This is a genomic window from Campylobacter concisus (assembly GCF_003049735.1).
Classification (GTDB): domain Bacteria; phylum Campylobacterota; class Campylobacteria; order Campylobacterales; family Campylobacteraceae; genus Campylobacter_A; species Campylobacter_A concisus_AN.
In genome coordinates, this window is sequence record NZ_PIRM01000003.1 from 50,088 (window position 1) to 63,087 (window position 13,000).

The 13,000-nt window shown below is 35.8% G+C and carries 17 protein-coding genes; 16 read left to right on the forward strand and 1 reads right to left on the reverse strand.

What is annotated here, in order from left to right:
* Position 1: 1 nt before the first annotated feature.
* The gene (locus CVS97_RS06305; RefSeq protein ID WP_107785484.1) at positions 2 to 1,216 is read right to left on the reverse strand and encodes an FAD-dependent oxidoreductase; all 1,215 of its coding nucleotides are present in this window, start codon (positions 1,214 to 1,216) and stop codon (positions 2 to 4) included.
* A 105-nt stretch (positions 1,217 to 1,321) separates the two neighbouring features.
* Between CVS97_RS06305 and mqnP the strand changes: the two genes are divergently transcribed.
* From mqnP to CVS97_RS06385, 16 genes are all read left to right on the forward strand, one after another.
* Positions 1,322 to 2,182, forward strand: coding sequence for a menaquinone biosynthesis prenyltransferase MqnP (mqnP, locus tag CVS97_RS06310; protein WP_103624785.1), 861 nt, complete (start codon positions 1,322 to 1,324; stop codon positions 2,180 to 2,182).
* Entirely contained in the window at positions 2,179 to 2,700 is a 522-nt protein-coding gene (locus CVS97_RS06315) for a hypothetical protein (RefSeq protein WP_107785485.1), read from the forward strand. The genes mqnP and CVS97_RS06315 overlap by 4 nt, the downstream gene beginning before the upstream one ends.
* 9 nt (positions 2,701 to 2,709) lie before the next feature.
* Entirely contained in the window at positions 2,710 to 3,216 is a 507-nt protein-coding gene (locus CVS97_RS06320) for a DUF6115 domain-containing protein (RefSeq protein ID WP_021091068.1), read from the forward strand.
* Between the two features lie 138 nt (positions 3,217 to 3,354).
* On the forward strand, positions 3,355 to 4,323 hold the full coding sequence (gene moaA, locus CVS97_RS06325; RefSeq protein ID WP_107785486.1) for a GTP 3',8-cyclase MoaA: 969 nt from the start codon (positions 3,355 to 3,357) through the stop codon (positions 4,321 to 4,323).
* Positions 4,323 to 5,078, forward strand: coding sequence for a 7-carboxy-7-deazaguanine synthase QueE (locus CVS97_RS06330; protein ID WP_107785487.1), 756 nt, complete (start codon positions 4,323 to 4,325; stop codon positions 5,076 to 5,078). The genes moaA and CVS97_RS06330 overlap by 1 nt, the downstream gene beginning before the upstream one ends.
* Complete coding sequence (locus CVS97_RS06335; protein ID WP_085657891.1) at positions 5,078 to 5,659, forward strand: 6-pyruvoyl trahydropterin synthase family protein; 582 nt, start codon at positions 5,078 to 5,080, stop codon at positions 5,657 to 5,659. Before CVS97_RS06330 ends, CVS97_RS06335 begins: the two co-directional genes overlap by 1 nt.
* Positions 5,659 to 5,862 (forward strand): hypothetical protein, encoded by a 204-nt coding sequence (locus CVS97_RS06340; protein WP_021090529.1) that lies wholly within the window; start codon positions 5,659 to 5,661, stop codon positions 5,860 to 5,862. The genes CVS97_RS06335 and CVS97_RS06340 overlap by 1 nt, the downstream gene beginning before the upstream one ends.
* A complete protein-coding gene (locus tag CVS97_RS06345; protein WP_107785488.1) occupies positions 5,859 to 6,260 on the forward strand; it encodes a hypothetical protein in 402 nt (133 codons plus the stop codon). Before CVS97_RS06340 ends, CVS97_RS06345 begins: the two co-directional genes overlap by 4 nt.
* Positions 6,261 to 6,917, forward strand: coding sequence for a 16S rRNA (uracil(1498)-N(3))-methyltransferase (locus CVS97_RS06350; RefSeq protein WP_107785489.1), 657 nt, complete (start codon positions 6,261 to 6,263; stop codon positions 6,915 to 6,917).
* Positions 6,918 to 7,000: 83 nt separating this feature from the next.
* The gene (gene rpmE, locus CVS97_RS06355) at positions 7,001 to 7,201 is read left to right on the forward strand and encodes a 50S ribosomal protein L31 (protein WP_002942443.1); all 201 of its coding nucleotides are present in this window, start codon (positions 7,001 to 7,003) and stop codon (positions 7,199 to 7,201) included.
* Positions 7,202 to 7,204: 3 nt separating this feature from the next.
* Entirely contained in the window at positions 7,205 to 8,020 is an 816-nt protein-coding gene (gene rsmI, locus CVS97_RS06360; protein WP_107785490.1) for a 16S rRNA (cytidine(1402)-2'-O)-methyltransferase, read from the forward strand.
* A 111-nt stretch (positions 8,021 to 8,131) separates the two neighbouring features.
* Positions 8,132 to 8,812, forward strand: a complete 681-nt coding sequence (gene rlmB / locus CVS97_RS06365) for a 23S rRNA (guanosine(2251)-2'-O)-methyltransferase RlmB (RefSeq protein ID WP_087585254.1) — start codon at positions 8,132 to 8,134, stop codon at positions 8,810 to 8,812.
* A complete protein-coding gene (locus CVS97_RS06370) occupies positions 8,805 to 9,746 on the forward strand; it encodes a phosphatidylglycerophosphate synthase (protein WP_107785491.1) in 942 nt (313 codons plus the stop codon). Before rlmB ends, CVS97_RS06370 begins: the two co-directional genes overlap by 8 nt.
* On the forward strand, positions 9,740 to 10,522 hold the full coding sequence (locus CVS97_RS06375) for a hypothetical protein (RefSeq protein WP_107785492.1): 783 nt from the start codon (positions 9,740 to 9,742) through the stop codon (positions 10,520 to 10,522). The genes CVS97_RS06370 and CVS97_RS06375 overlap by 7 nt, the downstream gene beginning before the upstream one ends.
* A 9-nt stretch (positions 10,523 to 10,531) precedes the next feature.
* Positions 10,532 to 11,740, forward strand: a complete 1,209-nt coding sequence (locus CVS97_RS06380) for an LL-diaminopimelate aminotransferase (protein ID WP_107785493.1) — start codon at positions 10,532 to 10,534, stop codon at positions 11,738 to 11,740.
* Positions 11,737 to 12,999 carry a homoserine dehydrogenase gene (locus CVS97_RS06385; protein WP_107785494.1) on the forward strand — a complete coding sequence of 421 codons (1,263 nt, stop codon included), beginning with the start codon at positions 11,737 to 11,739 and terminating at the stop codon, positions 12,997 to 12,999. The genes CVS97_RS06380 and CVS97_RS06385 overlap by 4 nt, the downstream gene beginning before the upstream one ends.
* Position 13,000 lies beyond the last annotated feature (1 nt).

Sequence of the window (13,000 nt, forward strand, 5' to 3'; positions counted from 1 at the left end):
TCTAGCCCTCGTAAAACGAGCTAAAGAGTAAAATTTCATCATTTTTCTCGTTGTTTTTACCATCTTTTATAAGACTTGCCAAAACACCGGCAAAATACGGAGCAAAGCTAAGTTCATTTAGTCCATAAGCTTGGTTGTAGATCAAGTTGCTATATATGTTATCGCGTCCAAGAGCTGGCTTATCGTTTGAGCTAAGAAGCACGTAGTTTGCTCTAAAGCTAGGCTCTTTTAGCTCGCTTATGCCAAGATGTATCTTTAGCTCATTTAAAAATGCATTAATCTTTTCAGTTTTAACAAGCGTATCGATAGCGCCGACTTGTAAATTTGTAATAATCGTAACGCCATTTTTAGTTGGATAAATTTTGGCAAATAGATCATTTAAAATGATTGGTTTTTTAGGGATTTGTCCTTCATTTAGGCTAAGATCAATGGTGTAAAATTTAGCCAAAATCGCATTTATGCTCGTACCTAGCTTATTTGAAAGCTCTAAATTTTTTGAAGCGATCACAAAGTTATCGGCCTCATATTCGCCGTTATTGCCGGTAGCTTTTTGCACTATTTGCCCTTGCGTTTTTAACTCATAAATTTCATCATTTATAAATTTTACCCCAAGAGAATTTAGCTCATTTATCAAAGCTTTTTTGAGCTCATTTATGTCAATACTTGCGTTTTTAACTAAATTTATAGCACCTTTTATGTTTTTATTTATTAGCCCAAAATTTGCAAGCTCTTTATCTACGCTTAAAATTTCTTGCTCGCTATGGGCAACCTTTATCTCATCAAGCTTTTTTTTAAAGCTTTCGTCATTGCTAAAAAGTAGATAAACGCCGCTCTCATCGAAATTTATCTGCGGATATTTGTTGCTTAAATCTCTTAAAATTTCAAAGCTTTTCTTACCAAATTTTGAAAACAAAATTTGCATCTTTTTGTCGTGAGCTTTGGTTGATTTAAGTGTAAAATTTGTCATCCAAGCTCTAAAATTTTCATTTAAGCAAATACTTATATCAAGCTCGCTTTTTTTGCTAACTAGCCCCATAAATGAGCTAGATATCGCTCCATCTTTTGCAAGAGCGTGTGTGCCAAAAGGCGCTAAAATTCCATTTGTAAAATCATCTTTTTGGCTGCTAATAATTAAAATTTCTTCACCCTTTTTAGCTAATTCGTAAGCCGTAAATAACGCACTAAAACTATCTCCAATAATCGCTACTTTGCCCATAATAACCCTTTGTTTTAAATTATTCTTGTAATGATAATATAAATTCAAATTTAAAGCAAAATGGTGTAAAATCAACCATTTTTAAAGAAAATGGAAATTTATCAAATGATAGAAAAATTAAAAATTATTGCTGAACTTATCGTTTTTAAGCATTCTGTTTTTGCTTTGCCTTTTATTTTTGTGGCGATGATAGTTGCTAGTAAGATAGAAAGTGGCTCGGCTTGGTTTGGCTTTAAACTGCTTATTTTGGGTACTTTTTGCGCTGTTAGTGCTAGAAATTTTGCTATGGCTTTTAATAGATACAAAGATGAAGATATCGATAAGTTAAATCCGCGAACTGCGAGCCGTCCAAGCGTTGATGGTCGTATCGGTAGGAGCAATATGCAGCTTTTCATTGCAGCAAATGCGTTTATTTTTATTGTATGCGCTTATTTTATAAATTCGCTCGCATTTTGGCTAAGTTTTCCTATCCTTGCCGTACTTGGCGGATATTCGCTATTTAAACGCTTTAGCGAGCTAGCACACTTGGTGCTTGGCCTTAGCTTAGGTCTTGCTCCTATCGCTGGTGTGGTCGCAGTTAGCGCTGCTATACCGCTTTGGAGCGTATTACTTTGTCTTGGTGTGACATTTTGGGTAGCTGGATTTGACTTGCTTTACTCGCTTCAAGATATGAAATTTGATAAAGAAAACAAGCTCTTTAGCATACCAGCTATTTACGGCGACAAGGCTACGCTTTTTTTATCGGCCATTTTTCACGCTTTGGCTTTTATATTTTGGCTGCTTTTTGCTTGGGCAGCTGGGCTTGGAGCGATGGCATTTTTTGGAATTTTGGTAAGTGGCGTTATTTTATTTTTTGAGCATAGGATCGTAAGACGCGACTTTAGTAAGATAGATAGAGCATTTTTTACATTAAATGGTTATTTGGGAATTTTATTTTTTATCTTTGTTTGGATTAGCGTATTATGAGTGAGATTAAGCTGTTTAAAGCACCTCTTGATATGGAATTTGAGTCTGATAAAGATGGGAGCGAGAAATTTAAAAGAGAGTTTGACTCTATCTTGCCGGGCGAAGAGGACGCGCTTGGGGCTTGGCTAAAACGAGCTAAATCACGTGGCGAAACCAAAGAGAGCGATCAAGTTTTATTAACTTTGCTGATAGAGCTTCATAGAAAAGTAGATGCTCTGAGTGATTATATTAAAAATGAACATAAGCAATATTTGCCACTAAAAGAGAGAGCGAGTATCGAAGAAATAGGCTTTACACATATAAAAATAAGCGAAGAAAAATTTATAAAAGATGAAATTTACTACGCAAGGATTGCTATGCCTATCTTCCCAAAGAGAAATTTGAGCCTTTATTTAAGGGCTGTTAGTGAAAATTTAGCAAAGATAGAAAATATGCATGAAGAGGATGAAGCCGACTGGAACGCTTACGTAACAGCTAGAGAGCGTGTAATGATAAGAGAAATGAGAGCGAATTCGTAAAGGAAAAATATGGAAATTTATATTTTTTTAGGCTTTGGTATCGTTTTGGCGATAATAGTAGCTTTAATGTTGATAAAAGATAGTGAGACAAATAAAAAATTTGCGAGATTTGAGCGAGCGATAGAAAGCGTTATGCAAGAAAATTTTAACCTCAAAAAGCAAATTTCAATGCTTGAAGGCGAGGCATTTAAAAATAGTGAACAATATGAGCCACTTAAAAAACAGATAAAAGAAAATATTGATTTGCAAATAAATGAGAAAATTGTGCCAATAATTCGTGCGATTAAGAGCATCGAGCGAGTAATTGATGATTTTGCAACAGAGCAAAAAGATAGAATTGTTAGTCTTGAAGAGCGAACAAGAGATATTAATAAAATCGCACCAAGTGTCATCAATGAAGAAGAGCAAATTTTAAAAATGTTTAAAGACGGAAAAAGTGCAGCGATGATCGCAAAGGACCTTCATGTTGGAATGGGGCGAGTCGAGTTTGTGCTTAAATTTCATAAATTAGCCTAAATTTATAGGCTAATTTTAAAAAGACTAATCCACTCTTAAACTACAAAAATTGGCTTAAATTTTTATTTTGATTTAAATCTTTTAACATATAATTGAAAAAATTATAAAAAGCTCTAACCAAGCTTAAGAAGGTGCTTTATGCTAATCGATAAATATGGTCGGGTTGTTGATTATTTAAGGATTTCTGTAACTCAGCGTTGCAACTTTAGGTGTAGGTATTGTATGCCTACAACGCCATTTAGCTGGACGCCAAGGGAGAATTTATTAACCTTTGAAGAGCTATTTTTATTTGTAAAAGTGGCTATCGATGAAGGTATAAAAAAGATAAGAATTACTGGTGGCGAACCGCTTGTACGTAAGGATTTGGACGTTTTTATAAAGATGATAAGTGATTATAATCCAGACATCGATCTAGCACTTACTACAAATGGCTATATGCTTTCACACTTTGCCAAAAGGTTAAAAGACGCTGGACTAAAGCGCATAAATATGTCACTTGATACACTAAATGAGCAAAAGGCTAAATTTATCGCACAAAAAAGCGTTTTACACGAAGTTTTAGCTGGCTTTGAAGCAGCTCATGATGCTGGATTAAAGGTAAAAATAAACACTGTCGCACTAAAAGGCGTAAATGATGATGAGCTTATAAATTTGCTCGAGTTTGCTAAATTTAGAGATTCTCAGATTAGATTTATTGAGTATATGGAAAATTCACACGCTAAAGATGATCTAAAAGGGCTAAGTAGCGATGAAATTTTAAAAATTATCTCACAAAAATATAATGTTACAAAAGATGGAAAACTACCAAATGCGCCTGCATCTATTTATAGACTTGATGATGGTTATAAATTTGGGATCATTGATCCACACAAGCACGACTTTTGCGAGAGTTGCAACCGCATCAGACTAAGTGCTGAGGGACTTTTGATACCTTGCCTTTACTTTGAAGAGGCTCTTAGCATCAAAAAAGCGGTTGAAAAAGGTGATATCGTAGCTGCAAGTGAAATTTTAAGGCAAGTACTAGCAAACAAGCCAAAAGAGAACAAATGGGCGATAGGTGCTAACAATGAAACCTCTTCGCGTGCCTTTTATCAAACTGGTGGTTGATGAGCAAAGAGCTAGAGCTAGTTGAAGCGTTTTTAAGTATTCAAGGCGAGGGAGCTTACCAAGGCAGACTCGCCATATTTTTACGCTTTTTAGGCTGCAACTTAAACTGCTCTGGCTTTGGCGTGCAAACAAAATCTTTAAAAACTGGCGAAAGCTTACTAGGATGTGATAGCATAAGGGCTGTTTTTAAAGGGCATTTTAATTATAAAATTTACAGTGTAGATGAAATTTTAGGCATAGTTGACAACCTATGCAAAGGCTTAATGCAAAAACCGATCATTGTTTTAACCGGTGGCGAGCCGCTCATCTGGCATGAAAATGAAAATTTTATAAATTTGGTAAAGAAATTGCTTGAAGATTATGAAGTGCATTTTGAAACGAATGGCACTATCTTAATTAATTTTGCTAAATATGAAATTTATAAAAAATGCCACTTTGCACTTGGTGTAAAGCTAGTAAATAGCGGAGTTAGTGAGCAAAAACGCATAAATTTAGATGCTATTTTGGCTATTAAAAATAATGCAAGAAGCAGCTTTTTAAAATTTGTCCTCTCGCACTTTGACAAAAGCGAGTTGGACGAGATTATAAATATAAAAAATCAAGTTGATTTACCAGTTTGGTGTATGGCAATAGGAGCAAATAGAGCTGAGCTAAACGAAAATGCTTTAAAAACAGCAGAATTTGCCATAAAGCATGGATTTAATTATTCAGAGCGTATCCACATCAGGCTTTGGGGCGATAAAGAAGGTGTTTGATGATTATTAGAAAGCTTTTTAGATTTGAAAATGCACATATTGTGAGATTTTGTAGCTCAAAGCGTTGTAGGACTAGCATCCACGGGCACAGCTATGTGGCTGAAATTTTACTTAGCTCAAATTTTCTTGATAATGCCGGCATGGTTTATGATTTTGGCTTAATGAAACAAAATATAAAAACGATCATTGATAGTTTTGATCACGCTACGACAATATTTTCAGGCGATAATGATGAATATAAAAATGATCTAAAAAAGCACTCGGCAAGATGGATCGAGATCCCGCTAAATCCAAGTGCAGAGCAGTTTTGTCGTATATTTTTTGTTATGATAGAGCGGCTGCTTGAACTTAGCGTGATGAATAACGGTGAGCGTGAAGTGAAGCTTCATAGCATTATCGTGCATGAGACTGATACTGGCTATGCACAGTGCTTTAAAGAGGATGCCGTAAATGCGCAAATGGGCGAGATAAAGCTAGATGAGATAAAATTTTCAGATGCTATCATAGAAGAGTGGGAAGATAAAAATTTATTCGAGAAAATGAAAAATAGGTTAAAAATAGAAATTCCAAAGGACGTTTGATGAAAAAAATTATAACTTCTTTTTTATTTATAGCTGGTCTATTTGTGGGTTGTGGAGATAAAGATGAGGCTAAAAATGATATTAGCGAGCCAGTGCCGAGTGACGTAACCATAGCCCAACCAGACGCAAATGTCACAATCGATGAACAACTTCCGCCTGAACCAGTCGTTGAAGAGAACGAGCCTTCTAAAGATAAGAAATGAACGAACATCTCTCCTCACTTTTTGCATACACTTTGCCTTTTCATGTGACATTTTTTTATGCACTAGTTGCCTGTAATGTGCTTTATTTAATACTTACTCAGTTTGGTAGCAATAGTAAAAACTATGTGCTTCGTATAAGATATTTTTTACCGATTTATCATATGCTACTTAGTTTTCTTACGCTTACTGGACTTATTTTATGGGCGTATTATGGATATGAGTTTAAATTTAATGCCATAAAAATGTTAATTATCTTAATAATTTTAATCGCACTTAGTGCCATAGGTTTTAAAAGGCTAAAAATTTATGCAGTTAATGGTGACTTAGAAAAATTTAAAAAATTCGCCCTTATTAAGGGTTTTTGCGATCTTATTTTAGTCTTAGTTGCAGGGATTTAGATGAAATTTTTATATGATAAAAATGCAGGTAATGAAAGTTTAAAGATAGTAAATGAAGCTTTTTTGCATATAAAAGCTAGAAGAATGCAAGCTGGTGAGCGAATAAGTGTTAGAAATTTACGAGACTTTAAAGAGTATATTTATGAAATTGATGAGATTGATAGGCGAAGTGCGAGCTTAAGTCTTGTCTTTGCTAGCTTAAATGGTGAGCAAAAATTCGACTTTACGATCGCTTGGGCTATCGTCGATCCAAAGACGATCGAAAAGACATTACCATTTTTAAACGAACTTGGTGTTGGTAAAATAGCTTTTGTCTATACTAAATTTTCTCAAGCAAATTTTAAGATAGATATTGAAAGGCTAAACTATATAAATGCTCTATCTTGCGAGCAGTGCGGACGAATATCGCTAATGGAGTTTGAAATTTACAAAAATTTAGATGACCTAATAAGCGTTTATAAAAATGTCTCGGCCATAAATTTTGGCGGTAAAAATTTAAATGAAAAAAAAGATGATGAAATTTTAATAATTGGTCCAGAGGGCGGATTTAACGAGGATGAGACGGCTAAATTTAAAAATAGCTACGGCCTAAATACAAAAAATATCTTAAGATCACAGACCGCGGTTATCTCAGTAGCGGCAAAATTCCTGGCTTAATTTATTTGATTTTTAGATTTCTTTTTATATAATCAGCAACTTTTAATGTAGATAATTAGCCCAAAAATAATAAAGGAAAAATGATGAAAAAAGATATCCATCCAGAATACGTAGATTGCACTGTAACTTGTGCTTGCGGAAACACTTTTAAAACAAAGTCAAACAAAAGCGAGATCAGAATTGACATTTGCGACAAGTGCCACCCATTTTTTACAGGCAGCGAAAAGATAGTTGACAGTGCCGGCCGTGTTGAGAAATTTAAGAAAAAATACGCTCAAAAATAAGCCTTGCTCTACTTTATTCCTACTCCAATAGGAAATTTAGAAGATATCTCACTTCGCGCGATTAGAATTTTGCGTGAATGTGAGATAGCTATTTGCGAAGATACAAGAGTCTGCAAAAGTCTTGTAAATCTGCTAAATGAACGCTTTGACGCAAGTATAAATATATCAAAATTTATTCCATTTCACACTCATAATGAAGATGACTTTTTCACAAATTTAAGTGATGATTTTTTTAGCAAAAATGTAGCCTACATGAGCGATGCTGGTATGCCAGGTATCAGCGATCCTGGAGTAAGTCTAGTAAGATACGCTCAAAAAAATAACATTGAATATGAAATTTTAAGTGGAGCAAATGCTGCACTTTTAAGTGTAGTTGCAAGCGGACTTTGCGATAAGGAATTTGTCTTTTTAGGCTTTTTGCCAAATACTGGCAGAGATAGGTCTTTGGCTATCCAAAATGCTCTAAATTTAGCTTATCCAGCCGTTATTTACGAAAGTCCAAAACGCATACTAGGCTTAGTACAAAGCATCGCAAATCTAGAACCTGAGAGAGAAATTTTTGCCATAAAAGAGGCCACTAAAAAATTTGAGACTAAATTTAAAGAAAAGGCTCAAAATTTAGCTCAAATTTTAGAAAAAGCAAATTTAAGTGGAGAGTGGGCGGTTGTCATCTCAAAAAGTGACAGAACAGCCACTCAAAATATCACAAAAGATGAGATACTTTCGCTTGATCTTGCTCCAAAAGTAAAAGCAAAATTGCTTAACAAAATAACTGGAGAAGATGTAAAAAAGATATATGATGAACTTACGAAAGCTTAAATTATAGGCTACAAAACTACTAAGCGATACTAAAACGAAAGTGTAAAATTTACTCTAGTTACATACAAAAATAAGTTAAATTTTAATTGACTTTAGCTACTATAAGTTACCATGATAATATACGGAAAACAACTATTTTTACATATTTTGAACAAGCGACCACAGATATTAGAAGAGATATATCTCTCAAAAGAGTGTGACAAAAAACTCTTCTCTAAAATTTGTGGCACAGGCAAAAAAATCATCCGCGTGGATAATCAAAAAGCACAGTCTTTAGCTCGCGGTGGGAATCATCAAGGTTTTTTAGCGAATGTTAGTGAGTTTGAATTTTCAGACATTGCTGAGCTTAAAAAGCTAAATTTTATCGCTATTCTTTATGGTATAAGCGATGTTGGCAATATCGGTGCTATCGCTAGAAGTGCCTATGCTCTAGGCTGCGAAGGTCTTGTGATAGTGGCAAAAAGTATAAATATGCAAGGTGTTTTAAGATCAAGTAGTGGCGCTGCTTATGAGATACCAATAGCAATTTTTGAAGACGGGCTTAGTTTGCTAAATGAACTAAAACAATTTGGTTTTAAAATTTATGCAACAGCAAGTAATGGCAAAAACGTAAAAGAGATGAGGTTTGCTGGTAAAAGAGCTTTGGTGATGGGCTCAGAGGGCGAAGGCATACCGCAAAAGGCTCTAGCAAAGTGTGATGAGTGTATTGGTATAAAGTTAAAAGAAGGCTGGGACTCCTTAAATGTAAGTGCAGCTTTTGCAATAATTTGTGACAGGATGATAGATGAATGAATTAGAGAATTTAAAAGAGATAGGTATAAAGGAAATTTCACGTAAAACGCATATTGAGCCTACATTTTTACAATATATTTTTGATAAAAATTTTGAAAAATTATCACGTTTAAATATTCGAGGCTATGCCAAGATTTTGCAACGTGAATATGATGTTGATTTGAGCGAGTTGCTCGCTGAATATGATGCCTTTATGCAAGAAAATACTCCAGATGAGAGTCACAAAACCAAAGTTACTCCAAAAATTTCTTCTTACACTCCAAAAGATATTACCATACAAAAACAAAGCGGTAGTGGCGGTGCTGGATTTTTATTTTGGTTCATCATTTTAGCTATTATCGCTGGCGGGGCATATCATTTTGATGCTTATAAATATATCGAGAATTTTTTATCGTTTTTAAATGATGAGAATAAAAGCGTGAGCTATTCGCAGTCAAGTATAGTAAATGAGGTGAAGAAAAATATCATCGATACAAATATCACCATCTCTCAAAATAGCCCTAAAATAGAAGCAAACGTATCAAGTGTGAAAATTTCAGCTCCAGTTGAGCAAAATGTGACAACAAGTCCTGCAAACATGGAGCAAAACGCTATGAAGCCAAGCATGGTGGCTCAGCCAGCTCCTAAGATAGAGCAAAACATTACAAAGCCACTAAATGAGGCGGTCATTACGCCAAAACAACGTGTATGGATAGGCATCATTAACCTTGAAAATGGTCAAAAAGTATCAAACGACACAAGTAAAAGCATAAATATAAATTTAGACCAAAGACAGCTCGTAGTTTGCGGAAATGGCAACATTGAGCTAAAGATCGGTGATAAGGTGACAAAATATAATCCAAGCCGTCCAGCTAGATTTTTAGTAGAAAATGGAGAGATGAAATTTGTGAGTTATGATGAGTTTGTAGAACTTAACAAGGGCAAATCTTGGTAAGAAAAATAGCGATTTTCACCGCTTTTAGTGTATTTGCCTATGCTTTTAGCTTACAAACTAGTGCAAGTGCTTTAAGCAATGCTGAAAATGTGCAAATCTCTTTAGAAAATTTAGACCAAAATGGCTCACTCAATGTCAGTGAGCTAGTATCAAGATTAAAACAAAACTCAAGTTACGATAGCATTTCATTTGGTTCAAATAGTTTGAATTTAAAATTTATAAGTGAGCAAAAGGTTCCTTCTACATTATTTGTAAAATCAATAAATTCAACTCTAGACGATGCCAATATAAGTATTTCAAGGATAAATTCTCTAAAAAATGGAGATCAAATTTCTTATGGAATTTCGGCCATAAAAAATGGTGGAATAGATCCAAGTTTATTAAGCTTAGCACTTAGTCAAAGCGGTTTTAGAATTTTAGGATTTGATAGGGTTGATGGGAATTTAGAGATATTTTTAGATGCTCAGAATATGATCCTTAAGGCTACAAAGGTAAATTTTGACGAAGAGACGCCACTTTTAAAAAGCAGTGGTACTTATTTTGTTGATGTTGAGGGTGCAAGTAGTCTGGATATCGCATCAAAAGAGTCAAATAGATGGATGCCACTTGTTAGGATTTATGATAAAAATTTAAATCAGATTGACTCTATAAAAGATGAGCAAGCAAAAACCGCCGTTTCTATAAATTTAGCAATAGGCGCAAAATACGCATTAATTAGCGATAATGTTGATATAAATAATATAAAAAATGAGATAATTATCAAGCTTATAAAATAGGAGTAAGCAGTGTTTGATGAGATAAGATTTAATACAATTGAGCGTTTGCCAAACTACGTTTTTGCCGAAGTAAATGCAATAAAAATGGCTGCACGAAGAGCTGGCGAGGACATCATCGACTTTTCTATGGGTAATCCTGAGGGCAGAACACCGCAGCACATTGTCGATAAACTATGCGAAAGTGCGCAAAAGGACAAGACTCACGGCTACTCAGCCAGTGCTGGAATTTACAAGCTCCGCCTTGCCATTTGCAACTGGTACAAAAGAAAATACGGCGTAAATTTAGACCCAGATACCGAAGCAGTCGCCACGATGGGTAGCAAAGAGGGCTTTGTTCACTTAGCTCAAGCCGTGATAAACCCAGGCGATGTGGCTATCGTGCCTGACCCTGCTTATCCGATACACACGCAAGCGTTTTTATTTGCTGGCGGAAGTGTCGCAAAGATGCCACTTTACTATAATGATAAATTTGAGCTAGATGAGAATAAATTTTTTGAAAATTTGATCCAAACTATACACGCAAGCTCACCAAAGCCAAAATACGTAGTCGTAAATTTCCCTCACAATCCAACGACCGTGACAGTGCAAAAGAGCTTTTACGAGCGCCTTGTAAGTATTGCAAAACAAGAGAGATTTTACGTTATCTCTGACATCGCCTACGCTGATCTTACATTTGATGGCTACAAAACGCCAAGTATCTTTGAGGTTGATAGTGCAAAAGACGTTGCAGTCGAGTGCTATACACTTTCAAAAAGCTATAACATGGCTGGCTGGAGAGTTGGCTTTATGTGTGGAAATAAAAGGCTTTGTGCAGCACTTAAAAAGATAAAATCATGGGTTGATTACGGCATGTTTACACCGATCCAGGTGGCTGCCACAGTCGCACTTGATGGTGATCAAAGCTGTGTTGAAGAGATACGCCAAATTTATGAAAAAAGAAGAGATGTGATGATAGAGGCCTTTGCTCAGGCTGGTTGGGAGCTTAAAAAACCAAGCTCTAGTATGTTTATCTGGGCGAAACTTCCGCCAAAGGTTAGTCATCTGGGCAGCCTTGAGTTTTCAAAGCAGCTTCTTACAAAAGCATCGGTTGCCGTTAGCCCGGGTATTGGTTTTGGCGAGGGCGGAAACGACTATGTGCGTCTAGCTCTTATCGAAAATGAAAATAGGATAAGACAAGCAGCAAGAAATATAAAAAAATATTTGAAAGAATTTGAATGAATGTAGCGATATTGGGCGTTGGAACAGTTGGTGAGTCAGTTGCTAAAATTTTACTAAAAAACAAAAAACTAATCGCAGCAAGAAGTGGCGAGGAGATCGTGCCAGTCATCGGAGTGGTTAGAAATTTAAATAAAAAAAGAGACGCTAGCATCCCTTTGACTGACGATATAAATAGCGTTATAAACCGCGATGATATCGATGTTTTTGTCGAACTTATGGGTGGTGTGGAAGAGCCTTTTAGGGTTGTGAGTGAAATTTTAAAGCGAAAAAAAGCAGTCGTAACAGCGAACAAAGCACTCCTTGCCTATCATAGATACGCCCTACAAAATTTAGCCAAAAATATACCATTTGGCTTTGAAGCAAGTGTGGCTGGTGGCATACCGATCATTAGAGCCTTAAGGGAAGGCTTAAGCGCAAACCATATCGTTAGTATAAATGGCATACTTAACGGAACTAGTAACTTTATCCTAACCTCGATGATGGACGAGGGTTCAAATTTTAAAGACGCACTTAAAAAGGCGCAAGAGCTTGGGTATGCCGAGGCTGATCCAACATTTGATGTGGGTGGCTTTGATACGGCTCATAAGCTGCTTATCCTAGCAAGCATCGCATACGGTGTACATGGCGATCCAGAGGATATCTTGATCGAAGGGATACAAGGTATCACACCAGAAGATATATTTTTTGCAAAAGATTTCGAATACTCAATAAAACTTCTGGCCATTGCCAAAAAAAGTGAGGGTAAAATCGAGCTACGTGTGCATCCAGCGCTTGTGCCACAAAATAAAATGATAGCAAAGGCAAGTGGTGTGACAAATGCGATCAGTGTCGTTGGCGAGGTCGTTGGCGAGACGATGTACTATGGGCCTGGAGCTGGTGGCGATGCAACGGCAAGTGCGGTGATCAGCGATCTTATCGACATCGCAAGAGATAGTAAGTCACCAATGCTAGGATATAAAGCACCTTTTGAATTAAATACGCTTGAGCTACTTGATCGCGATAGGATAAAGACGAAGTACTACTTTAGATTAAAAGTCGAAGATAAAATGGGTGTGCTAGCAAAGATCACAAATTTAATGAGCGAAAATAACTTATCGATCGATAGCATACTTCAAAAACCAAAAGATGAGAGCGAATTTGCGGTATTGTTTTTTACGACACATACAAGTCTTGAGGCTGATGTAAGAAGGACAATTGAAATTTTAAAAGAGCAAGAGTATATAAAAGAAGAGCCATTTATGATGAGGATCGAGGAGTAGT

What these genes read in the sequence shown, in the direction of transcription:
- CVS97_RS06305 (WP_107785484.1), bottom strand. Translation starts at nt 1,216, where the DNA reads ATGGGCAAAGTAGCGATTATTGGAGATAGTTTTAGTGCGTTATTTACG.
- mqnP (WP_103624785.1), top strand. Translation starts at nt 1,322, where the DNA reads ATGATAGAAAAATTAAAAATTATTGCTGAACTTATCGTTTTTAAGCAT.
- CVS97_RS06315 (WP_107785485.1), top strand. Translation starts at nt 2,179, where the DNA reads ATGAGTGAGATTAAGCTGTTTAAAGCACCTCTTGATATGGAATTTGAG.
- CVS97_RS06320 (WP_021091068.1), top strand. Translation starts at nt 2,710, where the DNA reads ATGGAAATTTATATTTTTTTAGGCTTTGGTATCGTTTTGGCGATAATA.
- moaA (WP_107785486.1), top strand. Translation starts at nt 3,355, where the DNA reads ATGCTAATCGATAAATATGGTCGGGTTGTTGATTATTTAAGGATTTCT.
- CVS97_RS06330 (WP_107785487.1), top strand. Translation starts at nt 4,323, where the DNA reads ATGAGCAAAGAGCTAGAGCTAGTTGAAGCGTTTTTAAGTATTCAAGGC.
- CVS97_RS06335 (WP_085657891.1), top strand. Translation starts at nt 5,078, where the DNA reads ATGATTATTAGAAAGCTTTTTAGATTTGAAAATGCACATATTGTGAGA.
- CVS97_RS06340 (WP_021090529.1), top strand. Translation starts at nt 5,659, where the DNA reads ATGAAAAAAATTATAACTTCTTTTTTATTTATAGCTGGTCTATTTGTG.
- CVS97_RS06345 (WP_107785488.1), top strand. Translation starts at nt 5,859, where the DNA reads ATGAACGAACATCTCTCCTCACTTTTTGCATACACTTTGCCTTTTCAT.
- CVS97_RS06350 (WP_107785489.1), top strand. Translation starts at nt 6,261, where the DNA reads ATGAAATTTTTATATGATAAAAATGCAGGTAATGAAAGTTTAAAGATA.
- rpmE (WP_002942443.1), top strand. Translation starts at nt 7,001, where the DNA reads ATGAAAAAAGATATCCATCCAGAATACGTAGATTGCACTGTAACTTGT.
- rlmB (WP_087585254.1), top strand. Translation starts at nt 8,132, where the DNA reads ATGATAATATACGGAAAACAACTATTTTTACATATTTTGAACAAGCGA.
- CVS97_RS06370 (WP_107785491.1), top strand. Translation starts at nt 8,805, where the DNA reads ATGAATGAATTAGAGAATTTAAAAGAGATAGGTATAAAGGAAATTTCA.
- CVS97_RS06385 (WP_107785494.1), top strand. Translation starts at nt 11,737, where the DNA reads ATGAATGTAGCGATATTGGGCGTTGGAACAGTTGGTGAGTCAGTTGCT.